Origin of the sequence: Herbaspirillum sp. BH-1 (assembly GCF_002870055.1) — a bacterium.
GTDB classification, from domain to species: Bacteria; Pseudomonadota; Gammaproteobacteria; order Burkholderiales; family Burkholderiaceae_D; genus Herbaspirillum; species Herbaspirillum frisingense.
In genome coordinates, this window is the sequence record NZ_PKOI01000012.1 from 104246 (window position 1) to 125021 (window position 20776).

General features: G+C 58.8%; 27 protein-coding genes, 1 tRNA gene and 1 pseudogene. 19 read left to right on the top strand and 10 right to left on the bottom strand.

The features are described 5' to 3' along the window. Positions 1–14 precede the first annotated feature (14 nt). The 4 genes from HBH1_RS16500 to HBH1_RS16510 all read right to left on the bottom strand — a co-directional run bounded on the left by HBH1_RS16500 (position 15) and on the right by HBH1_RS16510 (position 4343). A complete protein-coding gene (locus tag HBH1_RS16500) occupies positions 15–1982 on the bottom strand; it encodes a P-loop NTPase fold protein (RefSeq protein ID WP_102663616.1) in 1968 nt (655 codons plus the stop codon). Positions 1983–2158: 176 nt separating this feature from the next. Then, on the bottom strand, positions 2159–3142 hold the full coding sequence (locus HBH1_RS24980) for a hypothetical protein (RefSeq protein WP_146012873.1): 984 nt from the start codon (positions 3140–3142) through the stop codon (positions 2159–2161). Between the two features lie 17 nt (positions 3143–3159). Next, the gene (locus tag HBH1_RS16505; protein ID WP_102663617.1) at positions 3160–3819 is read right to left on the bottom strand and encodes a hypothetical protein; all 660 of its coding nucleotides are present in this window, start codon (positions 3817–3819) and stop codon (positions 3160–3162) included. Between the two features lie 92 nt (positions 3820–3911). Then, the gene (locus tag HBH1_RS16510) at positions 3912–4343 is read right to left on the bottom strand and encodes a helix-turn-helix domain-containing protein (protein WP_102663618.1); all 432 of its coding nucleotides are present in this window, start codon (positions 4341–4343) and stop codon (positions 3912–3914) included. Positions 4344–4426: 83 nt separating this feature from the next. Here HBH1_RS16510 and HBH1_RS16515 point away from each other — a divergent pair, with 83 nt between their 5' ends. The 12 genes and pseudogenes from HBH1_RS16515 to HBH1_RS25460 form a co-directional block, all read left to right on the top strand. After that, positions 4427–4627, top strand: coding sequence for a hypothetical protein (locus HBH1_RS16515; RefSeq protein ID WP_102663619.1), 201 nt, complete (start codon positions 4427–4429; stop codon positions 4625–4627). 53 nt (positions 4628–4680) lie between these two features. Beyond that, a complete protein-coding gene (locus tag HBH1_RS16520) occupies positions 4681–4839 on the top strand; it encodes a hypothetical protein (RefSeq protein WP_369878626.1) in 159 nt (52 codons plus the stop codon). A gap of 38 nt (positions 4840–4877) precedes the next feature. Continuing rightward, a complete protein-coding gene (locus HBH1_RS16525) occupies positions 4878–5075 on the top strand; it encodes a hypothetical protein (protein WP_102663621.1) in 198 nt (65 codons plus the stop codon). Continuing rightward, positions 5066–5326 carry an Ogr/Delta-like zinc finger protein gene (locus HBH1_RS16530; RefSeq protein ID WP_102663622.1) on the top strand — a complete coding sequence of 87 codons (261 nt, stop codon included), beginning with the start codon at positions 5066–5068 and terminating at the stop codon, positions 5324–5326. The genes HBH1_RS16525 and HBH1_RS16530 overlap by 10 nt, the downstream gene beginning before the upstream one ends. Positions 5327–5405: 79 nt before the next feature. Beyond that, positions 5406–5633, top strand: coding sequence for a hypothetical protein (locus HBH1_RS16535; RefSeq protein ID WP_102663623.1), 228 nt, complete (start codon positions 5406–5408; stop codon positions 5631–5633). A gap of 193 nt (positions 5634–5826) precedes the next feature. Beyond that, a complete protein-coding gene (locus tag HBH1_RS16540) occupies positions 5827–6075 on the top strand; it encodes a hypothetical protein (protein WP_233207632.1) in 249 nt (82 codons plus the stop codon). Then, complete coding sequence (locus tag HBH1_RS16545; protein WP_102663625.1) at positions 6065–8116, top strand: replication endonuclease; 2052 nt, start codon at positions 6065–6067, stop codon at positions 8114–8116. The genes HBH1_RS16540 and HBH1_RS16545 overlap by 11 nt, the downstream gene beginning before the upstream one ends. After that, positions 8113–8259 (top strand): hypothetical protein, encoded by a 147-nt coding sequence (locus HBH1_RS25230; protein ID WP_199181604.1) that lies wholly within the window; start codon positions 8113–8115, stop codon positions 8257–8259. The genes HBH1_RS16545 and HBH1_RS25230 overlap by 4 nt, the downstream gene beginning before the upstream one ends. After that, positions 8256–8615: a hypothetical protein gene (locus HBH1_RS16550; RefSeq protein WP_102663626.1), complete on the top strand. Its 360-nt coding sequence runs from the start codon at positions 8256–8258 to the stop codon at positions 8613–8615. Before HBH1_RS25230 ends, HBH1_RS16550 begins: the two co-directional genes overlap by 4 nt. Further along, a complete protein-coding gene (locus HBH1_RS16555) occupies positions 8612–9589 on the top strand; it encodes a phosphoadenosine phosphosulfate reductase domain-containing protein (RefSeq protein WP_102663627.1) in 978 nt (325 codons plus the stop codon). Before HBH1_RS16550 ends, HBH1_RS16555 begins: the two co-directional genes overlap by 4 nt. A gap of 12 nt (positions 9590–9601) precedes the next feature. After that, entirely contained in the window at positions 9602–9769 is a 168-nt protein-coding gene (locus HBH1_RS25455) for a hypothetical protein (RefSeq protein WP_233207633.1), read from the top strand. Continuing rightward, positions 9741–10550, top strand: a pseudogene (locus tag HBH1_RS25460) (recombinase family protein); the annotation flags it as partial. The gene HBH1_RS25455 and the pseudogene HBH1_RS25460, both read left to right, overlap by 29 nt. Before the next feature lie 60 nt (positions 10551–10610). On the opposite strand, the gene HBH1_RS25465 reads toward HBH1_RS25460, so the two are convergent. Both HBH1_RS25465 and HBH1_RS16565 read right to left on the bottom strand, forming a co-directional pair. Beyond that, the gene (locus HBH1_RS25465) at positions 10611–10856 is read right to left on the bottom strand and encodes a hypothetical protein (RefSeq protein WP_233207634.1); all 246 of its coding nucleotides are present in this window, start codon (positions 10854–10856) and stop codon (positions 10611–10613) included. 421 nt (positions 10857–11277) lie between these two features. Further along, positions 11278–11354: transfer RNA gene (locus HBH1_RS16565), tRNA-Met, on the bottom strand. A gap of 200 nt (positions 11355–11554) precedes the next feature. Between HBH1_RS16565 and HBH1_RS16570 the strand changes: the two genes are divergently transcribed. The 4 genes from HBH1_RS16570 to HBH1_RS16585 all read left to right on the top strand — a co-directional run bounded on the left by HBH1_RS16570 (position 11555) and on the right by HBH1_RS16585 (position 14930). After that, positions 11555–12121: an NUDIX hydrolase gene (locus HBH1_RS16570; RefSeq protein ID WP_102663628.1), complete on the top strand. Its 567-nt coding sequence runs from the start codon at positions 11555–11557 to the stop codon at positions 12119–12121. 17 nt (positions 12122–12138) lie between these two features. Beyond that, complete coding sequence (gene aat / locus HBH1_RS16575) at positions 12139–12882, top strand: leucyl/phenylalanyl-tRNA--protein transferase (protein ID WP_102663629.1); 744 nt, start codon at positions 12139–12141, stop codon at positions 12880–12882. 117 nt (positions 12883–12999) lie between these two features. Continuing rightward, entirely contained in the window at positions 13000–13728 is a 729-nt protein-coding gene (locus HBH1_RS16580; RefSeq protein WP_102663630.1) for an arginyltransferase, read from the top strand. Positions 13729–13865: 137 nt separating this feature from the next. Further along, on the top strand, positions 13866–14930 hold the full coding sequence (locus HBH1_RS16585; protein ID WP_102663631.1) for a quinone-dependent dihydroorotate dehydrogenase: 1065 nt from the start codon (positions 13866–13868) through the stop codon (positions 14928–14930). Between the two features lie 108 nt (positions 14931–15038). Here the strand turns inward: HBH1_RS16585 and HBH1_RS25120 are convergent, their stop codons facing one another. Next, positions 15039–15182 (bottom strand): hypothetical protein, encoded by a 144-nt coding sequence (locus HBH1_RS25120; RefSeq protein ID WP_006464155.1) that lies wholly within the window; start codon positions 15180–15182, stop codon positions 15039–15041. 214 nt (positions 15183–15396) lie between these two features. Between HBH1_RS25120 and HBH1_RS16590 the strand changes: the two genes are divergently transcribed. Further along, positions 15397–15996 (top strand): gamma-glutamylcyclotransferase, encoded by a 600-nt coding sequence (locus tag HBH1_RS16590; RefSeq protein WP_102663632.1) that lies wholly within the window; start codon positions 15397–15399, stop codon positions 15994–15996. A gap of 39 nt (positions 15997–16035) precedes the next feature. Then, entirely contained in the window at positions 16036–16455 is a 420-nt protein-coding gene (locus HBH1_RS16595) for an NAD-GH domain containing protein (protein WP_199181605.1), read from the top strand. Positions 16456–16642: 187 nt separating this feature from the next. Here HBH1_RS16595 and HBH1_RS25235 read toward each other — a convergent pair whose 3' ends face one another. The 3 genes from HBH1_RS25235 to HBH1_RS16605 form a co-directional block, all read right to left on the bottom strand. Further along, the gene (locus tag HBH1_RS25235; RefSeq protein WP_166758082.1) at positions 16643–17098 is read right to left on the bottom strand and encodes a hypothetical protein; all 456 of its coding nucleotides are present in this window, start codon (positions 17096–17098) and stop codon (positions 16643–16645) included. Between the two features lie 301 nt (positions 17099–17399). Then, entirely contained in the window at positions 17400–18248 is an 849-nt protein-coding gene (locus tag HBH1_RS16600) for an alpha/beta hydrolase (RefSeq protein ID WP_077236387.1), read from the bottom strand. Beyond that, positions 18245–19657, bottom strand: a complete 1413-nt coding sequence (locus tag HBH1_RS16605) for an HdeD family acid-resistance protein (RefSeq protein WP_166758153.1) — start codon at positions 19655–19657, stop codon at positions 18245–18247. The genes HBH1_RS16600 and HBH1_RS16605 overlap by 4 nt, the downstream gene beginning before the upstream one ends. Positions 19658–19816: 159 nt before the next feature. On the opposite strand from HBH1_RS16605, the gene HBH1_RS16610 reads away from it, so the two are divergent. Further along, positions 19817–20584 carry a YdcF family protein gene (locus tag HBH1_RS16610; protein ID WP_102663656.1) on the top strand — a complete coding sequence of 256 codons (768 nt, stop codon included), beginning with the start codon at positions 19817–19819 and terminating at the stop codon, positions 20582–20584. Positions 20585–20776: the final 192 nt, after the last annotated feature.

The window sequence follows — 20776 nt, forward strand, 5'->3', positions numbered from 1 at the left end:
GCAGTCGTAATTAGCTAATTTATCGTACTGGGTGGAGAAGATTCCAATCTTGACAAATCTTCCAGTCCCTTCCGCAATTGATCCCGAAATGTTTTAAACGATGCCCGGGCAAAGGTGCTATCTTGAGCTTCGATTTCCTTTTCTACCAGCGAATGTAGGCTACTTATCCAGCTGCGTTCGTCAACGGCGTTTGTGAAAATATTAAGGTGCTCATAGCGCTTCTCGAAAACGTAACCGCATAGGCGCCGATCAGACATCTTTAGACTCTTCCACTTATCGAGGAAAAATTCTGGCTCGACATAATGTAAGATCGCTGTGTGACTGAAAAGACCTCCACCTTGACCTAGTGTTAGAGCAATCGCGAAATCGCGAACGTCTATTGCCATCTTTTCTACCAGTGCGTGAGCTTCAGCCTTAACTTTCGCGATTCGTATATCCCGTCGATAGGCGGAAATATAGTCGCGTACCTCTAGGAACTCTGGTGCCGTCTGACTGTAATATCCTAATCCGTTCCAGCCGGACGAAAAGGACGCATAGAGATTTTCTATTTCGGTTGGTAGCGTAAATTTCCCGTTTTCATACATCGCGTCCAATTTTCGTTTTGCACGCTCTACGACTTCGTCTTTTGGCCTTGAGTAATATCCCTTTTCCGAAAGTTCGATCAGCAATCCTGTTATATGCAAAACAATCTCGGGGGCTTCGTAAGCCGCAGATTTCCATTCGTTTTCAAATTTCAAGAGTAGATCATAGTATTCAGTGGGCGACAGGTCCGGGAAGTGCCAAAGCTTCACCCACAGCGGTTGCTCACCGCTTAAAAAGTATGTCGAACTGCGGATTTCGTTGTTAAGTTTCTTAAGGTCCGTGTAACCTTCGTCCAGAATTGATTGCCAGATTTCATCCTCCACGATCTTTATGGATAAATCTGTTCCGGCATATTTTTCGGTAATTGCATCCAGTCTTTTTTGTCTCAGCGAAACCGTTGTGTTTCCGAAATGGTATGCAATACCCTTCAGGTGTGATATCTCATCGGGGCGGAGATTTCCGCATCCAATTTCATAGGAAAAGATCGAAAATAGGGACAAGAATTGATTATAAAAGCCGGAATTCGCAACGATGTCGCGAGGAAGGATGCTTGTCCATCGATCAAACTCCTGCAGCGCTTTGCGTGCCAAGCGTAAATTGTTACTTCCGCTTTGAAGATAGATGTTGGAGATGAGGTTCTTGCTATCTTTTAGGAGAATTTTTGTATCGCTACTCAGTTCGCTAATAAAAGAATCAATGGCCAATTCAACGTCAGGTTGAATATCAAACTCTCTTCCAATTAGCTTTTCTTTAGCTCTTATATATGTCGACTTTTCGGCCCCTTGCAGCCCATCGTCCTCATCGCTGGTTGCGTCAGCGGCACCGACAATTTCGTCTTGGTTAGCCAGAATTATAATTTTGCTGTCGCCGTGCTCTAAGAATTTATTGATGTAGCCCAGCACTTCAACCACTTCCATCGAAGCTCTTTCTAAGTCATCGAATACGATGACCATCTTGCTAGCTTTTTTTGTCTTGTCCACTAGCCAATCGGCAGGAAGAGCGACGCTTAATGAACCATCAGGTTTCCCGTCGTTGTTGACGTCAAAATTGGTGCTGATCTTAAGAGTAGTTTTTAAGACGCTTCCCGCCAGCTGCATGGTACGACTGCTTAAGATAGGATGAATTTGCTTGAAAAGCTCATCATCAATTGCTGTAGTAGTTTTTATGCCATACAACGAGATATACAAAAAGTTCTTTTTGCCGTCAATATTCTCGATGGTTGCTTCGGCGCCGGAGCTGTCATCAACCGACCGACTAAGTCTTTGCTTGAAATAATTATTAATGAACCAGGTTTTCCCGACGCCCCATTTTCCTTTCAACAGCACCGCAAATTTCGGAGACGACATTCGATCGATGTATTGATCAAGAAAACTTGTAATGTGTTCGTTCCTGGCCGTCATCAAATCCCTCCCCGTTCGGACGGGTAATTATTCTTCAATACGTCATTCGGAAGTTTCGCCGAAACCGGCCATATCGTTGCCGTCAAAAAATGTCCCCGTCAAATTCGTTCTAACTTGGTGTAACTGGCGAGATCATTTCAGAGAACAATGCTGGCTAAGCTAAATTCTTGCTATTGTTACGTCGATTTTTGAGTGCGAAGCGTTTTTAGAATTCTGGAAAGAGAATATGTGTAGACAACAGACTTGAGCCCAGAATCGAGAGAAATTTCTTCAAGTTGACGTGTGCACTCCGAAATCGCTACAGCATTCATCATCGGAGAGAAAATTGGTACAACAACTGCTCCAAGCAACCTCTTCTGTTCTTCCGAAAGTTTGGGGGAAAGTCGATAAACTTGAGATAGGAATTTCTGAGTTTTCTCAATGGCCTCTGTTGGAGTATTAACGACGAATGCTTCAAACAAAGTGAATGACGTCGCCGATGATGCAACAGCGTCGAAGATATACGGATGCCCGTCTAGCCTCATGTCAAAAACAGGGCTGACGTCGAAGAAGTTTTTCGCAATTTCAGAAATAGCACATTGTTCGACTTCACGCGAAGAATATGCTCGCAGCATGTCGCGATGAATTTTGTTCGAGAGGACTACGGTATTATTAAAGTTAAAATTGCTTGACTTGCCTTCTTGGTCTTCTGGCTTCGGATCAACAGGTTTCGCTGGCTCTGCTGATTTCGTATCCCCTTGTGAAATAGCTTCCGTTAGTGCAGCATCAGGTGGTGCTTCAACATTTGCCGACATTTCGGACACATCATTTTCTTCAGATAGAGCATTTATTTGCTGAACGGTATCGGCGATATTTGACTCCGCAGCTTTTTGTAGCACTTCCATGCTGCTTGCCTTTTTCAACAATCCCATAAAATTTTCCTCGTACTGAAAATCAGAAGGGGCATACAAGACACGGTGATTGAAGTTCAACGTACCAAAGAAGATCAATACAAGGATCGACGGAAACGACATCAAAAAATAAATGTACAGACGCTGATTGTCAGGCGCAATATGAGGCAAAACCAAGGTTCCGCTTATCTCTGCAATACCAGCGAAAATAGCTATGATTGTTAGCGGATTTTTAATTGCGCCAGCTGAGGCAATCTTTGCGATTTCCATTTCGAATCCCCCTCTAATTATTTTGGCTGACCCCAAGTCATTGCTGTTCCAGTTCCATCGCTCATACATTCCCTTAACATCCCGCCGGCACCTCGAATTGCGCTCCCGACCGAGTAGGGCTTGCCATCAAAGAGGCAGTACTGTTCTGCCGTTGCTGCATCACCAGGCGCAGGCATTTGATAAAGCAGCCATGCGCATGAAAGGGCCAAAATCAAGATCAATAACCATTGCGAAAAAATAGTACGCTGTAATCTAGAGAACGACAGATCCTTTTCAGCGCAAGCCGCGCAAACGGTGCGTTCATGAACAGGCAAGGCTGAATGCGAAGTGGGCGCGCTAGAAGATTTCGCACTCGCCTTATCGGAGCCAGCAGCAATCCACTCTTCCAGTGTCTTTTTGACTGTCATGTAGTGCTCAATCGGCAATTCTCGGAAATATCGGATTCCAAAATCCTCGATGAAAATCTTGTAGATTTCGATTTCTTCATCGCCACAAATTGCGGACCATTCCCTTACCAATACCTTGATTCTTCTTCGTTGGTACTCGGTAATTCGCTGCACTTCCTTTTTGGACTCATTCAGGTGCAGATTTACGACGTTGCTAAGACGTGCGCCCTCATTCACATCACCTATTACTGCCTGCCCCACTTCCCCATGGAAGCCATTTTTTTCCGACATCTAAAACCCTGCTTTTTTTATTTCGAAATTGCAATTGCTTTTGTCACTGAAGCCCCATGCATGCCCCCGCATAACATGGTGCTATGCCACGCCTACTTTTTTTTTCGTCCTACATTGATGGTTTGCGGCGCCGTAATGTCGCCAGTGATTTGCTGGCCGACCGAGCCGTGGAATGTCACCGTAGGCGCTGTCTTTTTCACCGGGGAGGATGTATCAGCGCCGCCAGCTCCCTCAACGACTCCGAGCACACGTGCCTTATTTTTGAGGTCCAGTTTCCTGAAACCGTCAATGAGCAAAGCCTCGTCGTCCGTCAGTGCCTGGACACTTGGTATTCCAGTGACAACAAATTGGATATCGACTCCAAGTCTTGATACGGCCAGCAAATAGCCGGCATCTGGGCGCCGCTCGTCCTGTTCGTAGAAAACTTGAGCCCTACGCTGCACGCCGCCGACCGCCGCAAATTCTGTCTGATTGAAGCCCAAGCGCGTGCGCTCTGCTTTTAGACGTTCCCCGATTGTGTTCATAAAGACGCATAAACAATTTGACATGAGTCTTTTTGGACTCTATATTCACGTCATTGCTAAGTGACGTACACAAATATTAACCCATGAGCACACAAGACACCGCCCAAGCTGGTGCAGCGGACATTAGCTCCCTGCCTGTAACGCTCCGTCTAACCGCCGGGGAAATCGAGAAGGCTCAAATTCTCGCCCGGCAGGATCATCGCACCCGCGCCGCATTCATCCGAGTGATGTTCCTGCGCGGATTGGCCGCCTACGAAAAAGAACTCAAATCCGCAACCGCCTGACCAGGGGAACTGCCATGTATCCAGATCCGAATCGCATTCGCCAGAATCGCCACATGGTCCGCCTAGACGCCTACGAACAAGCCATCGTTGAGGCCCTGGCCAACTACCAGGGTGAGCCGGTTTCTACCGTCATCCGCCAGCTCGCCATGAGCAAGGCCGAAGAGCTTCTGCCGGCCAGCACCATTGGTAGCGTAAATACCGTTGGCCGATAAACCAAGGCATCAAAAAGCAACTTTTGAGCAGCTCAAAAATGCAGGCCAATGAAACCGTGACCCACAATGACGAAGACGCCCACCTTGAGGCGCTTCGCATAAACCAGGGACTCGATACGATTGAGCAGACCCTCGAATGGCTCGTCAAGACGACCCTTCGAGAAAGCGTCAAACGCATCACCGGCAGGGGCCGGGCGCTGTATGAGGTCAAGGGGAAAGATACACCATGCGAGTAATCAGTCTTCCATGCCCGCACTGCCAAAGCCCGGTGCGTGCCGCGAAAAGCCGCACCATGTCGGCGATGCTGAAGGAAATCACGTACCAGTGCCAGAACGTCGAATGCGGCCATACCTTTGTCGCCACGCTTGAGGTGTCCCGTACCGTGTCGATGTCCGCCATGCCGAATCCAGAAGTGCGCATCCCAATTTCCTCGCGCGCATTTCTGGCCGCCAAGAACCAGATGACGCTAGACCTCGCGACAGCCTAAGCGGTCGTTCAACTCCCGATAAATCAATTCCTACCGTGCGCTGTTTGGCGCACGCGGGATTCGCTCACCCTAAAGAATCATGGCCACGATTAGCGATCAGCAAAAAGCCATCAACGCCCTCAAATTGATCCGACTTCGCATGGACGAGGACCTGCAGGAATTCAGGTGCGCGCAGCGCATGATGTCGCATAAGGCTGTGCTCAATGACGGCTTGCGCTGGAATGTGATTTGGGAAGGAAAGAACGCCATTTCTAAGCGCCTTGCTTCTCGGTTGCAGCGCATCGATGGCCTGCTGGGGGAATGGTGATGCGTACCGCACTGGCTTATTGCATCGCAGGCTTGTTGTTGCTGGCACCGGTTGTGCTGTCGGCGCTTGGCCTGGTGAAAGGCTGACCATGCGTTGCTCCCGTATCAAGGACCATGCTTCGTTCCGTCCGGTCACGGATCTGTTGCGCGAGCGTGCGGCACAAGCACCCACGCCGCCAGGTGATGAGACGGCAATGGCCGAACTGGAAAAGGCCATGACCCTACTGCGCACCCGCAAGCGTCCTAACAACCAGCTCGGCGTCGCGTATTCCTGGGCGGCCACGGCCAGGCCGGTGCGCCGACACATTCTGAGTCTGGCCGGCTTGTCGCCTGACCGCTGGGAATTACCTATCCACTCATTTACCGAAGCCGAACGTCTGGCCATGCGCCATGCGGTGCTGCGCGCAATCTCGACCTATGAAAGAGCACTCAATGCAGTATAAGAAAGTCGATGCGAAGACGCGCCGCCAGCACAAGGCCTTCGTCGATTCTCGGCAGTTTTCCAGCGAGCTGGAACGCATCCCGCTGAAATGGCGCGGCCGTGTCGTCAGCCAGGTGCTGGAACTGATGTCGATATGGCACTGGCGCAAAATCTTCGAGCCCGTCGCCCTGGACTACGTTCGGGAATTTTCCGACAAATATGTGCCGGCTGGTGTTGACCTGTCCCAGGACGATGCGGAGATTTGTGCGACTGCTGAGAGAGCCGCCGAGAACGTCAAGAAGATGCTGTGGAAGGCGATTTCGGATACGAACGCCCGCGACATCATCGAGCAGGAATGCAGCGACTACGGCATTGACGTTCCCGAGGTAGATGACGACGACCTACGCGCCATCATTGCTCGCGTGGTGGACCCACGATGGTGGCGTCGGCAACTGCGCAAGGTAGTCGGCCGCGCCTTCGAGGGCGGCAATATCCGTCTGGGTTATGTCCACTATCACGGCGAACCCTACGCCAGCAACGATGCGGTGTTGTCGCGCCTGGCGCAAAACAAGCGCAATGCGGCGGCCCTTGAGGCCACCATGGTACGCAACGAAGCGGGCCAGGAATTCAGCATTGCTGAACTGGCCGAGAAAACCACAGCAAACAAGACCATTCGTCGCGGCGAGCTGATGCTACGCATCAACGGCTTCGAGATGATCGCCCGCGAGTGCAAGGACGAAGGTCTGTTTCTCACCTGGTCATGCCCGTCACGCTTCCACGCAACCCTGCACAGTGGCAAGCCAAATCCAAAATTCGACGGATCTGACCCACGCACTGCTAATAAGTACCTGGGCAAGATGACTGCGCTGGCGCGCTCGGCGCTGGCCCGGCGCGGCATTGGCCTTTATGGTTTTCGGATCGCCGAACCTCACCACGATGGATGCCCGCACTGGCACATGCTGGTGTTCGTGCGCGCCTTGCCTGGTTACACCACGCCGCATATCAAGGACGTGGCCGGCCGTGCCGTGCGCATCATGAAGCGATATGCCTGGCGCGTGGATCGTGGCGAGCCCGGCGCCTTCAAGCGTCGGCTCGACGTGAAGCGTATCGACTGGTCGAAAGGCAGTGCCGCCGGCTACATCGCCAAGTACGTCGCCAAGAACATCGATGGCGTGGCAGACCACAAGACCAAGGAAGGTTACGTGGTCACCACTGATACCGCCGGCGACTATGAGCTGACGCCATCGGCACGAGTGGAGGCTTGGGCGGCACGCTGGGGCATCCGCCAGTTCCAGCAGTGGGGAGGCGCACCTGTGAGCGTCTGGCGAGAGCTGCGCCGCGTGCCGGCACACATGGTGCAAGAGGCGCCACCGGCCATGGCCGCTGCCTGGGATGCCGTGCAGAAGGTCGAGGGCGAGAAGCGTGCATGCTGGGCTAGCTATTTACGTGCACAAGGCGGTGCCATCGTGAAGCGTGACGATCTGATGGTCACGCTGGCTAAGGAAACCAAGACTGTGACCGGCCGCTACGAAGAGTGCGAACGCGTCATGCCCTATGGCGTGCAATGCCGCCAGATGGTCGGTGTGGTTTTTAAATCTGTTCGTCACACATGGACGCCAGTTCAAGGGCACGACACTCGCGCACCGGCGGGTTCGGGGTTCCCTTGGACTCGTGTAAATAACTGTACGCAGCCCGCTGTGCCTGGCTTTGCGGCCGATGTGTCCTTTGAGCCGAAGACTGCGCCGGTACCGGTCACGTTCCTGCCGGACCACGCCGCACAGGCTGAGCATGCCTGGCTTGCCCTGGGCGCATGTCCCTGGCCTAGGCCGGTGGTGGACGACATGCCGACATGGCCAACGCCAGCCATGACGGCGGACGAACAGCGCCAGGCCCTGGCCTCATGGGATGCCATCAAGGCATGCCCCTGGCCGCGCATGGTGCCGCTGCCGGACAAGTCACCGCGTCACGGCACGCCCCGCCAGGTCGCCGACTGGCGCGCCGGCCGGCTCGATGTGACCGAACTTCCGATTGACACCAACCCAACGAAAGGGAACGCCCCATGACCGCGTTTCGTGTCGTCGTGCGCACTGCCAGCGCACGCCATTCTTACACCGCCATCGCAGCCCATAGCTGCGACGTGATCGCCGCCGCCGTCGATCGATTTGGCGTGTGTTCTGTTACGGCCACCAAGGAGAAGAATCAATGAACGCACCTTTGAAATTTGAAGTGATCGCCGCCGCCAGCAAGTCGCGTGACTTCGTGATGCAGCCCCCGCAGTCCCTGGACCGCATCACGTTCAACACGCCCGACGATGGTGTGATGGCCGGCTATGTGTCGGTCATCCGTCAGCACTTGGGCAATGGTCAGCGATTCGCATGGGTGGAACTGGATAACGAACTGGCCGGACAATTTCGGGGCGTGCCACTGGCCGATATCATCGGCTGCGACAACTGCGGTCCAGCACGACGCCAAGCTGCTGCCGCCAGCGATTCGCGCCGCCTGTGCCTCACGGACTACAGCGGCACCCTGGCCGATCAACTTCGAGCAGCGGGCCGCACATGAGAGAGCGCGCGTCAAAACTGCATGTGGTCAGTCTATCAGGCGGGAAGGACAGCACCGCCACCGCCCTGATGGCAATCGAGCTCCACGGCCGCGAGGCCTGCCGCTTCGTCTTCGCCGATACCGGGAACGAGCATGAGGCGACCTACGCTTACGCCCTCGACTATCTGCCGCAGGCGCTGGATATCACGGTGGACGTCGTGAAGGCCGATTTCACCGAGGAGTTCGCCACCAAGCGCGCCAATTTGGCCAGGATCTCCGCCGGGGAGCCGGAATCAGCCGTCTATGGCAAGCGCAAGTTCATGTACGCCTGGACACCAGAGACCGCAGCTCTGGCGCTGGAGTTGCTGGTCCCGATCGGAAACCCCTTCCTTGACTTGTGCATGTTGAAGGGCGGCTTCCCTTCGCGCAAGCGTCAGTTCTGCACTCAGTACTTGAAGCGTAATCCGATCACCGAATACCAGATGGACCTGGTGGATCGGGGCTACCTGGTGGAGTCGTGGCAGGGCGTCCGGGCGAATGAATCAGACGCCCGGCGCTGGCTACCTCATTACGAGATACTGAGCGCCGACATGGCGATTTACCGGCCGATCTTGCGCTGGGAGGTAGCTGACGTCTTCGAGGCTCATCGTGTCGCCGGCATCCTGCCGAACCCACTCTATAAGCAGGGTATGAATCGCGTGGGCTGCATGCCTTGTATCAACTGCAGCAAAAGTGAGCTGGCGCAGATCGCTCGGCGTTTCCCCCAGCACATTGAACGGATCGCCGCCTGGGAGCGCCTCGTTTCGCGGGTGTGTCGGCCTCGCTCTCCCGTCTCCTTCTTCCATAAGGGCACGCAGGGACACAGCGGCCAGGCCTCGACGATTGAGCACATTGTCCAGTGGGCGAAGACCTCGCGTGGCGGCCGCCAGTTTTCATTGCTGTCGGACCTGGAAGAGCCTTCTGCATGTTCATCAGCATATGGCCTGTGCGAATAGGAGAGAGAATTTATGCTCGCAATAAAAAGTCCTGCTGCCTGGGGCCAGCTTCTTCGAATGCTGGCCGAACAGGTAGCAAATGAAGTTCAGCAGCAGGTGCCATCGCAGAGTGGCATCGATGATCCCGAAACGGCAATCTATATTGAGCACCATGAAAGCAGCGATCTACGCACGCTATAGCACAGACAAGCAGCGCGAGGCCTCCATCGAGGACCAGTTCACCATCTGCGCCCGGCACGCCGAGCGTGAAGACCTCGAAGTGGCCCAGCGCTACAGTGACGATGGTGTGTCGGGCTCAACTCCGGTAAGCCGGCGCGCAGGTGGAGCCCGGCTGCTCATGGATGCGTTCAACGGTCGTTTCGACGTGCTGATCGTGGAAGGCCTGGACCGGCTGTCGCGCGACCAAGTCGAGCAAGAGCAACTGGTGCGCCGCCTGGAGCATCGCGGCATCGTCATCATCGGCGTGGCCGACAGCTACGACAGCCGCATGGGCGGCCGCAAGATCATGCGCGGTGTGCGCGGGCTCATCAATGAGATGTTCCTCGATGACCTGCGTCACAAGACCCACCGTGGCCAGGCTGGCCAGGTCGAACGCGGCTACGCCGCTGGCGGCAAGTCCTACGGCTATGACATCGTGCGCGACCACCTCGGCAGCAAGTACCAGGTCAACGATGAACAAGCTGGCTGGGTGCGCTGGATCTTTGGGCGCTATGCGGAAGGCTGGAGCGTCCAACGCATCGCCCATGAACTCAACGCCCGCAAAGTCCCCTCCCCACGCGCCAGCACTTGGGTGGTATCAGCAATCTATGGATCTCCGAACAAGGGTAGTGGCATTCTCAACAACTGCCTGTATCAGGGTCTGTATATCTGGAACCGCTCGCAGTGGGTGAAAGATCCAGACACCGGCAAGCGGCAGCGCGTGGACCGGCCGCGCGAGGATTGGCGAGAAATCCAGGTCCCTGAGCTGCGCATCGTCGATGAAGATCTGTGGCAGACCGTGCGCAAGCGGATCGACGGCCGGCTACCTGGCCGCAAACAGGGCGCGCCGGTAAGAACCTTGTTCGGCGGCCTGATGGCCTGCCCATATTGTGGTGGGGCCATCGTGGCTATCAATTCCCGGCTGTATGGCTGCGCCAACAGAAAGGATCGCGGGCCAACGGTTTGCAAAGGCATTCACTTCAAGCGGGAGACCGCGGACAAAAATCTGCTGGACACCTTGCGCGATGAACTGCTCTCCCCTGCCGCGCAGGAACAGCTGCGGCGCCAAGTGCAGGCCATCCTGACCGAACGCCAGCGCAGCAGTGTGGCCGAGGGTGCGGCAGCGGCGGGCCGACGCAAGGAACTGGATGGGGAAATACAGCGCCTGGTGGATGCCATTGCCAGCATCGGCGCGTCGCAGGCACTGGCGGACCGCCTGCGTGTGGCCGAGACCGAGCGCGCCCAGTTGGCGGCGAACAAGCCGAGGTCGGGCCAGGATGGGCCATCTGCAGGAGAAATCGGGGAAAGGATCAAGAAGACGCTGGCCAACCTAGAAAGCGCCCTGGCCGCTGACGTGCAGCAAGCGCGCATACTGGTGGCCGAGCTCTATGGGAAAATCGATGTCGTCGCCGAAGGCGAGAGTGTCTACGCCGAATACAACAATGCCGCTGAGAAACTATTACTAGCTTCTAGCGGCATGTCTCTAAAACTGGTTGCGGGGGCAGGATTTGAACCTACGACCTTCGGGTTATGAGCCCGACGAGCTGCCAGACTGCTCCACCCCGCGTCTGAAGAAAACAATTATAGGGTAGGTAAAATCGGAATGCAAACATTTTCTGCAATCTTTTTACAGTGATACACTCCTAACCGCATTGGTGCTCCTCCACCGGCAGTTCCAGCAGGCCGCGAACGGCGCTGCCAATGCCACGGGATGCAGCCGCCGGCGCAATTCATATACCTATATACAGACACCAGAACCGAGCCTCTATGAAATTCTGTTCCGAATGCGGTCAGACAGTATCCCAGCAGATTCCTCCCGATGACACGCGCCTGCGCTATGTCTGCGGCAATTGCGGGGCGATCCATTATCAGAATCCCAAGATGGTTGTCGGCTCGATCCCGGTCTGGGAACAGGACGGTGAGGTCAAGGTACTGTTGTGCAAGCGCGCCATCGAGCCGCGCCTGGGTTACTGGACGCTGCCCGCGGGATTCATGGAAAACGATGAGACCACCGAAGACGCCGCCCGCCGCGAGACCGAAGAGGAAGCCGGTGCCCGCATCCAGCTGCATGAACTGTTCTCGCTGGTGAACGTGCCGCATGTGCACCAGGTGCACTTGTTCTATCGCGCCACCCTGCTGGACCTGGATTACCAGGCCGGTATCGAGAGCCTGGAAGTCGATCTCTATACAGAAGAGCAGATCCCCTGGCAGGACATCGCCTTCCCGACGGTGGAGTTCACCCTGCGCGCCTTCTTTGCCGATCTCAAGAAGCTGCGCAGCGGTGAAGGCAGCTTCACGCTGCACACCGAAGACATCCGCCGCCGCATGATCTGATCCGCAGGAGCAAGCGGATGATCGCCTGGCTGGATCCGGATACCCCCTTCCCCGATGTCTCGCGCGCCCTGGCCGATCCGCCGGGCCTGCTGGCAGCGGGCGCCGACCTGTCGCCGCAACGCCTGCTGGAAGCGTATCGCCACGGCATCTTCCCCTGGTTCTCGGAAGGCCAGCCCATCCTCTGGTGGAGTACCGATCCACGCATGGTCTTGTATACAGATCGCTTCGTCGTCTCCGACAGCCTGAAGAAGACCCTGCGCCGCATCGAACGCAGCCGTCACGGTGACGGGCTGTGGCAGGTCAGCTTCGACACGGCATTCGAACAAGTGATGCAGGGTTGTGCAGGACCGCGACGACATGAGCAGGGAACCTGGATTTCCCCCGAGATCATGCAGGGTTACACCGGCCTGCACCGCGCCGGCTACGCCCACTCCTCCGAGGTCTGGCTCAATGGCGAACTGGTCGGCGGGGCCTATGGCGTATCGATTGGCCGCATGTTCTATGGCGAATCGATGTTCGCCCGGGTCAGCGATGCCTCCAAGGTGGCGCTGGCGCATCTGGTGTTCTTCCTGCGCAGCCACGGCGTGGAGATGATCGACTGTCAGCAGGAAACGTCACATCTGGCTTCCCTGGGCGCACGCCCGATCGCCCGCAGCGACTTCCTGCGCCATCTGCGGGCGGCCATCCAGTGGCCGCAGATTCGCGGCTGGGCGCCGTTGGACCTGCTGGACACCGGCATCCCCGCGACGCGACGCGATTGAGGCGATCGCGGCTGTTCACTGTAGCCGGCAAAATGGTGTAAATTGGAACCTGACTCCAGGGACCGGCCGGTTGTCGCCGCTGCGCCGCCGCTTCCCGCAAGACAGGACAGGACGCACATGACGCATCTCAAAGACTTGCCGTTCTCCACGTTGCAGTTCTATGCAACCGCGCCTTATCCATGCAGTTATCTCGATGACCAGCAGGCCCGCTCGCAAGTGGCCACACCCTCCCACCTGATCAATGCGGATGTCTATTCCGAACTGGTGAAGACGGGTTTCCGCCGCAGCGGCATCTTTACCTATCGCCCCTACTGCGACGGCTGCACGGCCTGCACGCCGGTGCGCATCCGGGTCGCCGATTTCCAGCGCAACCGCAGCCAGCGCCGCGCCTGGGAGCGCAATCGCGGCCTGCAGACCCTGGTCACCAATCTGACCTACGCCCACGAGCATTACGAACTCTACCTGCGCTACCAGTGCGCCCGTCACGCCGGCGGCGGCATGGACCAGGACAGTCGCGACCAGTACGCGCAATTCCTGCTGCAGAGCAAAGTCAACACCCGCCTGGTCGAATTCCGCGAAGCCGATGGTACCTTGCGCATGGTCAGCATCATCGATGTGCTCAATGACGGCCTGTCTTCGGTCTACACGTTCTTCGATCCTGATATGAAGACCGCGTCCTTCGGCACCTACAACATCCTGTGGCAGATCGAGCAGGCGCGCCAACTGGACATGCCCTACGTCTACCTGGGTTACTGGATCAAGGAAAGCCCGAAGATGGCCTACAAGACCAACTACCAGCCGCTGGAAGCGCTGCAGGATGGTCAATGGCAGCCACTGGAAGGCTGATCTCAATGTGGCGCAAAGTGCGCAAACCCGCGCTTGTGGCGGCAAAATCGGGCTGGAAAAGCGCCTGATTCGAGGAATTGACGGGCCGGCGCGTTAGAATAGCGGCACTTTTTCTTCGCCATCCGCCCTCTTCCATCGTGTCCGACAAATTCCTCTACGCGCTCGCGCGTCCGCTGCTCTTTTCCCTGGAACCCGAAACCGCGCACCACCTGGTGCTGCCGGCGCTGCGCTGTGCCGCGCATTACAGCCTGACCGACTTCATCACCCGCCGTCCGGCGGCCGATCCGCGCACCGTGATGGGCATCCAGTTCCCCAATCCGGTGGGCATGGCGGCCGGGCTGGACAAGGACGGCGCCTACATCGACGGCCTGGCGGCACTGGGCTTCGGCTTCATCGAAGTGGGTACGGTCACACCGCGTGCGCAGCCGGGCAATCCGCTGCCGCGCATGTTCCGCCTGCCGGCGGCCAACGCGGTGATCAACCGCATGGGCTTCAACAATGGCGGTGTGGATGCCTTCGTGGCCAATGTGCAATCCTCGCGCTTCTTCCAGGAACGCCAGGGTGTGCTGGGCCTGAACATCGGCAAGAATGCCGACACCCCCATCGAGCGTGCGGCCGAAGATTACGTGCATTGCCTGGAAAAGGTCTATCCCTATGCCAGCTACGTGACCGTCAACATCTCGTCGCCCAATACCAAGAACCTGCGCCAGTTACAGGGGGCCTCGGAGCTGGATGCCCTGCTGTCGCAGCTGAAATCGGCCCAGCGTCGCCTGGCCGATCGCCACGGCCGCTACGTGCCGGTGGCGCTCAAGATCGCGCCGGACATGGACATGGAACAGGTCAAGAATGTCGCCGACGCGTTGCTGCGTCACCAGATCGATGGCGTCATCGCCACCAACACCACCATCACCCGCGACGCCGTGCAGGGCATGCCGCATGGCGACGAGGCCGGTGGCCTGTCGGGCAAGCCGGTGCTGGAACTGTCGAACCAGGTGATCCGCGGCCTCAAGGCCGAAGTGGGCGATGCCCTGCCCATCATCGGCGTGGGTGGCATCTTCAGTGGCGCCGATGCGCGCGCCAAGATCGAGGCCGGCGCGTCGCTGGTCCAGCTCTACACCGGCCTGATCTACCAGGGACCGGCGCTGGTGCGCGAATGCGTCGAGGCGCTGCGCATACCCAAGGTCGCAGCGGCTCACCACTGACCTGCAGAACCGTACCGATTGTAGAAATGAAAACAGCAGGCCTGCCGCCTGCTGTTTTCATTGGTGCGCGCCGAACGGACGCGGCCAGCCCCGCATCTTGGTGCGCGCTTATTGCTTGGAAGACTCCTTCTTCAAATTGAAGATCCGGCGCGCATTGGCATCGGATTCGGACTTCTTTTCGAAATCGGTCTTTTCGCAACCGGCCAGCACTACACCGACGACCAGCGTCAGCAGCATGACGACGACACGCATGATATTCCCCTGAAGATTCAGATGCGCCCTGGCAGCCAGCCCGTGCGGGGCCCGGGCCAGGGTCAACGCGGCGCGAGCCCCCGCCCGCTGCCGACAGGCGCCATTTTATGCGCAAATGCCGACAGCGCGACCAGTCGGCACGGAAAGATTTCGCCCGCATTCGCCTCTATAATGGCAGGCTTCCGCCGCCTGGCGCGGCGCTGCAGCCAGTCCCATGTCCGTCAATACCATCGCCCTCAACCGTCAGATGCGCCATTTCGATGACCACGCCAGTGTCTGGCTGTTCGGTTATGGCTCCATCATCTTCAAGGCCGACTTTCCCTATCTGGAACGCAGGCCGGCCCACATCAGGGGCTGGGCGCGCCGCTTCTGGCAAGGCTCGCACGATCACCGTGGCACGCCCGAGGCGCCCGGGCGCGTGGTCACGCTCATCGCCCAGGAGGGCGCTGTCTGCGCCGGCATGGCCTACCTGATCACGCCGGAGGTCTTCGCCCACCTGGATCACCGCGAAAAGAACGGCTACCTGCGGCTGGCCACGCCGATGTTCTTCGAGGACGGGCAGCAGACCGAAGGGTTGATCTACATTGCCGCCGAAGACAACCAGGCCTTCGTGGGCCCGGCCAGCGAATCCGACATCGCACGCCAGATCGCCCATGCGGTCGGGCCGAGCGGCCGCAACAGCGAATACCTGCTCAAGCTGGCCCAGGCGCTGCGCGACCTGGAGGTCGATGACGACCATGTCTTCGCCATCGAACGCCATCTGCTGCAACTGGACCCACAGGCCGCCATGCTATCGTCTGCCCGGCGCGCCTGAAGTCCACGCCATTCACGACACACAATAAGGATGAGGAACATGATCAAAGCCCTTGCAGCAAGCCTGACCGTCGCCCTGGCCCTGGCGGCCTGCGCATCGCCGGTGCAACGTACCGCCACCGGCGACATCCCGGCTTCGCGCGTCTACATCAAGAGCATGACCCAGCAGGCCGCCGGCCTGTCGCAGATCGAATTCACCCGCGTGGCCGGCATGCTCAACAACGAGATGCTGGAGCTGTCGATCAACGACGTGGTCCTGGCCCAGATCACCGGCGGCGAACATCTGTCGATCTGGCTCAAGCCGGGCAGCTACGACTTCAGCATCAAGCGGGTCCATACCCTGACCACGGCCGGCCCCAATTCGCAGGACCGCCTGACGGTCCAGGTGGCGCAAGGCGGCGCCTACAAGGTTCAGATCACGACCGAATTGCGCGGTCTGAATATCCAGCTGGTGAAGTAACGAGCCGTCAAAGCGGCGTGAGGCCACCGCCTGCGCCAGCCTCTTTCATCAAAGCCCCTGTCGTACGGAAGACACACCGTGCACCAGGGGCTTTTTCCACAAGAGGCCACGATAATTGTTAAGTCATTGATTTATAAGAGAAAATACCTACAACCAGCCCCCAAGTTGCGCAAAGACAGCAAGGTATTCACAAAAGAGATAACTGGTATTGGGATTCAAAAGTGGAAGCGTCACGGTGAAGCGAATATATTGCAATGCAACAGATCAATTTTTCCTCACGGAGCTCACCATGAACATCGTCGCCGACATCCTCCCGTACACCCTGCTCATCGGCGCCATGGTCGCGCGCTACTTGATTTCGGTCAAGTAAGCAGCCCTCTTGGCCGGGTTGTCGCCAGCCGCTTGCGGTATTGGCCGACACGAAAGCAGCAGTCCTGAAAAGCGGTGATTGTCGCGTTGCAACGCTGACAAGCCGCTTTTTCTTTTTGCCCCTCCTCCGTGCATCCAGGTCCATTTTTGGGCATGGTTTTGCACCATTATCATCATTGTTGATATCTTCGCGCCGTCGACAAATGGCTTCCCCGGGACCTTCCGGCAGCCAACGCGGCAGCGCCGCCTCACTTGCAAAGTGCTCGCAGCCCATTACACTCGCAAGCTTTGCCAACGGAACGAAAGTGAAGCATGAAGCGTCTCGCCTCCCTCCTAGCCGCCTCCTCCCTGCTGCTGGCCGTGCAAGGCTGCGCCTGCGCGCCGGGCTTCGTCGGGTTCGATAGCCGCTGTCAGTTCAGCAACGTTCCCAGCGGTCAGCCCTGAACGCAAAAAAGCGTCGCACCCTTGCCTCATCGGGCTGGCTGCGACGCTTTACAGACGTAATTCCAGGTTAATTTTCCCGCCCTCGGGCAGCCTGCCGATGCTCGCTTCGGGCAGCGCGCCCTCGGCACTCTTCAGTCGGCGGCTGGCAACTGCGCCAGCCAGGCTCGCAAATCGTGCATGACCTGCTCACGCAGCCCGACTTCCTCGTTGAAAATCTCGTGATAGGCGGCGCCATACCAGTGCAGGGTCTTCTGCGGCCCTGGCAAGGCATCGAAGAAGGCACGACTGCCACGCGGGGCGACGAAAGCGTCGTCGCCGGCCACCTGTAACAGCACCGGCCGGGTGAACTGGGCCGCATCACGGGCCACCTGGTGCATCGCATCGAGCATGAAATTGAGCATGCGCGGGGCGATCTTGCCGTGGTTGAGCGGGTCCCGGCGGTAGGCCAGGACCTGGTGCGGATCGTGCGAAATGCGGCTGGCCGGCAAGGCCGTGGGCAGCGCCAGGCCAGGGGCGATGGCCGAAGAGACCTTCAGCAGCAGCCTTTGCCAGCCGCTCAGGTCCAATGCCAGCGCCGGGGACGACAGCGCCAGCGCGCGCACCGGGCTATAGCCACCGGTGGCGAAGCGCGCTGCCACCAGGCCGCCCATGCTGTGACCGAACAGCAGCGGCGTGCACTGGGTGCGGCGGCTGAAATCATCGAAGCTTTGCTTGAGATCGCGCAGCAGGTCGTCCGCCTGGATCAGGCTGCCCTGGCGGCCGCCGGAATTCCCGTGGCCGCGATGGTCGCAGATGCGCACCGACATGCCCGCCTCGTTGAACAACTGCGCCAGCGCCGCATAGCGCCCGCCATGTTCGCCCAACCCATGCACCATCTGCACAGCCGCCGTGGCGCCCGGCACCAGCCAGTCGCGGCAGAACAGCCGGGTGCCGTCGGCGGCATCGATCCAGTGTTCCTGCACGGGGACGAGTGCGCTCATGATTGCCCGGAACCCGGGTTTTCGCGCTCGGCATAGCGGCGCCGTGCGCGCCAGCCCTGGCGCAGGCGGCGGCTCTGGCGCAACGCCAGCTGCAGCGAGGCCGCCCAGGACAGCGGACGCGGGTGCACCACGGCGCGCAGGGCGCGGGCATAGTCCAGCACCATGCCGGGGGTCCAGGCCATGGTCACGGCGCGTTTGCGGATCTGGCTGGCGACCCAGATCTCGGGGGTGAACATCATCCGCACCGCATTGAACCAGTGACGGTCGCGACCGCCCATGACGCCTTCCAGCGCCGCCTCCAGGGCATTGGCCACGGTGCTGGAGCAATTGCGGTGGGTCAGGTTGTAGATTTCGGTACGGCGATAGTGCTGCCAGAAGCGATCCAGCGAAGCCCGGCGATAGTCGCGGAAGACGATCTTCTCGGTCGATTCGCACCAGGCCGCTGCTTCGCTGGCGTAGTCGGTCAGGTAGCGGCCCTTGACGTCGTTCTCGGCGGTGGCCCGCAACAGGCGCGCGAACTGGTCCGGCGAGCGGTCGATTTCCTCGGCCGGATAGAGGCTGATGTAGAGATCAGGCTGAATCTCCAGCGCCGCATGGCCGGTGGAGATGACGCCATTGAGGTCGACGGCGGCGATGTAGCGGTCGATCACCGGCTGTCGCCGCGCCGGTCCCTTGGCGCTGCCGGTCGGCGTCCAGACGTGCACGGTCAGGGGGGCCAGCGGCCCGGCCTGGGGCGCTGGCGCGCTAGACGGACGCAGGCGCGACTGCAGGTCCGCCGCACCGTCATGCAGCCCGGCGTCGAAGGGTCGGTCGTCGCCGCTGTTGCGCTCCACCAGCACATCGGCCGAGGCCTGCTGCGGCAGCATGCGGCTGCGCAGCGCCAGCCAGATCATGTTCCAGCCGCCGAAGATCAGGCCCAGCGCCAGGCAATAGGGTACGGTCCCCTTGTAGTGGGTGGGATAGGGCTGGAAGAAGAAGATCGCCAGCACGATCTGCACCAGTCCCCCCAGCATGGCGGTGCGCCAGCGCGGGAAACGGACCACCAGTGCCGAGGTGATCTGCAGCGAGCCGCCGATGGTGAAGGCGATGCCGAACAGCATGGCCAGCGCCATGTTGCTGGCCTGGTGCTGGGTGATGACCAGGATGGCAATGAGCAGGAACAGGGTCCCCTTGACGTAGCGCAGGGTCTTCTGCGCCCCCATGCCGCTGTTGGCCACCCACAGCGTGACCAGGCTCTCCAGCAACAGCAGGTAGCCGAACAGGGTCAGCGGAAAATTGAGCACGCCGTCCAGGGCATCGATCATCAGCGATACGCCGATGGTGCCCCAGGCCAGGCCGGCCACAGCCAATGCATGCCAATTGCGGCGGATGAAATCCGCCCCCAGCAACAACAAGACGAGTCGTATCACGGCGTTCCCCGGGGCGCATGCCCTTCCCTTTAGCGATCCCGCATTTTCAGGGATTACGTGCCGCGAGGCAAATTGTGCATTTTCAGCGACGGCAACACAGGTGACGCGGGGCGGCACAATGCCGCACAATGCGCGCTCATCCTGCTTAGCGTGCCGCCCATGCCCTTTTCCGTCCTGCTCTCGGCCGTGGCCAGCAGCCTGCTGCTGCCACCGGTCTCCCCCTTGCTGCTGTGCCTGGCCGGCTGGCTGTGGCGGCGCCGGGCACCACGCGCCGGCGCGGCGCTGGCGCTGCTGGGGGTGGCCAGCCTGCTGGTGCTCAGTACCCGGATAGGCGCCCTGTGCCTGATCGCCCCGCTGGAACACCAGTACCCGCCGCTGACAAGCGTGGGGGATGCCCAGGCCATCGTCATCCTCGGTTCGGGCCGGATCGACCAGGCGCCGGAATACGGCGGGCTGGACGACGCCACGCCGATCGGCATGAAGCAGCTGCAATACGGCGCCGCCCTGCATCGCCAGAGCGGCCTGCCCATCCTGGTCACCGGGGGCAGTCCGGACGGCTCGCCGCAGAGCGAGGCCGAACTGATGGCGCGGGTGCTGCAGCGCGATTTCGGCGTGCCGGTGCGCTGGCAGGAGCGCCATGCCGACACCACCGCCGACAACGCCACCCTGTCGGCGGCCATGCTCAAGGCGGAGGGTATCGAGCGTGTCATCGTCGTCACCGACAGCATCCACATGCCGCGTGCCATGCGCGCCTTCGCCCGCACCGGGCTGCAGGCCAGGGCTGCGGCCACCCTGTTCCTGGTGCCGGCACGCGCGCGCGTGACCGATTACCTGCCCGGCGCCAGCCACCTGCAGATGGCCAGCTACGCCCTGCGCGAATGGATAGGCCAGGCCTGGTATCGCCTGCGCACTGCCGTCAGCCCATGAAGTGACCCCCCTTCCGCCTCCTGTTCGCGCCTTCGCCCTTGTCATCCATCGGTAAAGTAACAAGGTCATCCAGGCTGCTGCGGTTTTCGCCGTCCGGGTGAGTTTCAGGGTGTCATTGTTCTTATCGTGCTCACAGAAAGTGATGTGTCCGGGGCCAGCGTCCCGCCGCAATCGCTCCGGCGCAAGGATGCC

What these genes read in the sequence shown, in the direction of transcription:
- HBH1_RS16500 (WP_102663616.1), bottom strand. Translation starts at nt 1,982, where the DNA reads ATGACGGCCAGGAACGAACACATTACAAGTTTTCTTGATCAATACATC.
- HBH1_RS16600 (WP_077236387.1), bottom strand. Translation starts at nt 18,248, where the DNA reads ATGAGCGCACTCGTCCCCGTGCAGGAACACTGGATCGATGCCGCCGAC.
- HBH1_RS16535 (WP_102663623.1), top strand. Translation starts at nt 5,406, where the DNA reads ATGGCCACGATTAGCGATCAGCAAAAAGCCATCAACGCCCTCAAATTG.
- HBH1_RS16520 (WP_369878626.1), top strand. Translation starts at nt 4,681, where the DNA reads ATGGTCCGCCTAGACGCCTACGAACAAGCCATCGTTGAGGCCCTGGCC.
- HBH1_RS16510 (WP_102663618.1), bottom strand. Translation starts at nt 4,343, where the DNA reads ATGAACACAATCGGGGAACGTCTAAAAGCAGAGCGCACGCGCTTGGGC.
- HBH1_RS25230 (WP_199181604.1), top strand. Translation starts at nt 8,113, where the DNA reads ATGACCGCGTTTCGTGTCGTCGTGCGCACTGCCAGCGCACGCCATTCT.
- HBH1_RS25120 (WP_006464155.1), bottom strand. Translation starts at nt 15,182, where the DNA reads ATGCGTGTCGTCGTCATGCTGCTGACGCTGGTCGTCGGTGTAGTGCTG.
- HBH1_RS16505 (WP_102663617.1), bottom strand. Translation starts at nt 3,819, where the DNA reads ATGTCGGAAAAAAATGGCTTCCATGGGGAAGTGGGGCAGGCAGTAATA.
- HBH1_RS16540 (WP_233207632.1), top strand. Translation starts at nt 5,827, where the DNA reads ATGGCCGAACTGGAAAAGGCCATGACCCTACTGCGCACCCGCAAGCGT.
- HBH1_RS25235 (WP_166758082.1), bottom strand. Translation starts at nt 17,098, where the DNA reads ATGGGCTGCGAGCACTTTGCAAGTGAGGCGGCGCTGCCGCGTTGGCTG.
- HBH1_RS16570 (WP_102663628.1), top strand. Translation starts at nt 11,555, where the DNA reads ATGAAATTCTGTTCCGAATGCGGTCAGACAGTATCCCAGCAGATTCCT.
- HBH1_RS16515 (WP_102663619.1), top strand. Translation starts at nt 4,427, where the DNA reads ATGAGCACACAAGACACCGCCCAAGCTGGTGCAGCGGACATTAGCTCC.
- aat (WP_102663629.1), top strand. Translation starts at nt 12,139, where the DNA reads ATGATCGCCTGGCTGGATCCGGATACCCCCTTCCCCGATGTCTCGCGC.
- HBH1_RS25455 (WP_233207633.1), top strand. Translation starts at nt 9,602, where the DNA reads ATGCTCGCAATAAAAAGTCCTGCTGCCTGGGGCCAGCTTCTTCGAATG.
- HBH1_RS16530 (WP_102663622.1), top strand. Translation starts at nt 5,066, where the DNA reads ATGCGAGTAATCAGTCTTCCATGCCCGCACTGCCAAAGCCCGGTGCGT.
- HBH1_RS16590 (WP_102663632.1), top strand. Translation starts at nt 15,397, where the DNA reads ATGTCCGTCAATACCATCGCCCTCAACCGTCAGATGCGCCATTTCGAT.
- HBH1_RS16610 (WP_102663656.1), top strand. Translation starts at nt 19,817, where the DNA reads ATGCCCTTTTCCGTCCTGCTCTCGGCCGTGGCCAGCAGCCTGCTGCTG.
- HBH1_RS24980 (WP_146012873.1), bottom strand. Translation starts at nt 3,142, where the DNA reads ATGGAAATCGCAAAGATTGCCTCAGCTGGCGCAATTAAAAATCCGCTA.
- HBH1_RS16555 (WP_102663627.1), top strand. Translation starts at nt 8,612, where the DNA reads ATGAGAGAGCGCGCGTCAAAACTGCATGTGGTCAGTCTATCAGGCGGG.
- HBH1_RS16525 (WP_102663621.1), top strand. Translation starts at nt 4,878, where the DNA reads ATGCAGGCCAATGAAACCGTGACCCACAATGACGAAGACGCCCACCTT.
- HBH1_RS16545 (WP_102663625.1), top strand. Translation starts at nt 6,065, where the DNA reads ATGCAGTATAAGAAAGTCGATGCGAAGACGCGCCGCCAGCACAAGGCC.
- HBH1_RS16595 (WP_199181605.1), top strand. Translation starts at nt 16,036, where the DNA reads ATGATCAAAGCCCTTGCAGCAAGCCTGACCGTCGCCCTGGCCCTGGCG.
- HBH1_RS16580 (WP_102663630.1), top strand. Translation starts at nt 13,000, where the DNA reads ATGACGCATCTCAAAGACTTGCCGTTCTCCACGTTGCAGTTCTATGCA.
- HBH1_RS16550 (WP_102663626.1), top strand. Translation starts at nt 8,256, where the DNA reads ATGAACGCACCTTTGAAATTTGAAGTGATCGCCGCCGCCAGCAAGTCG.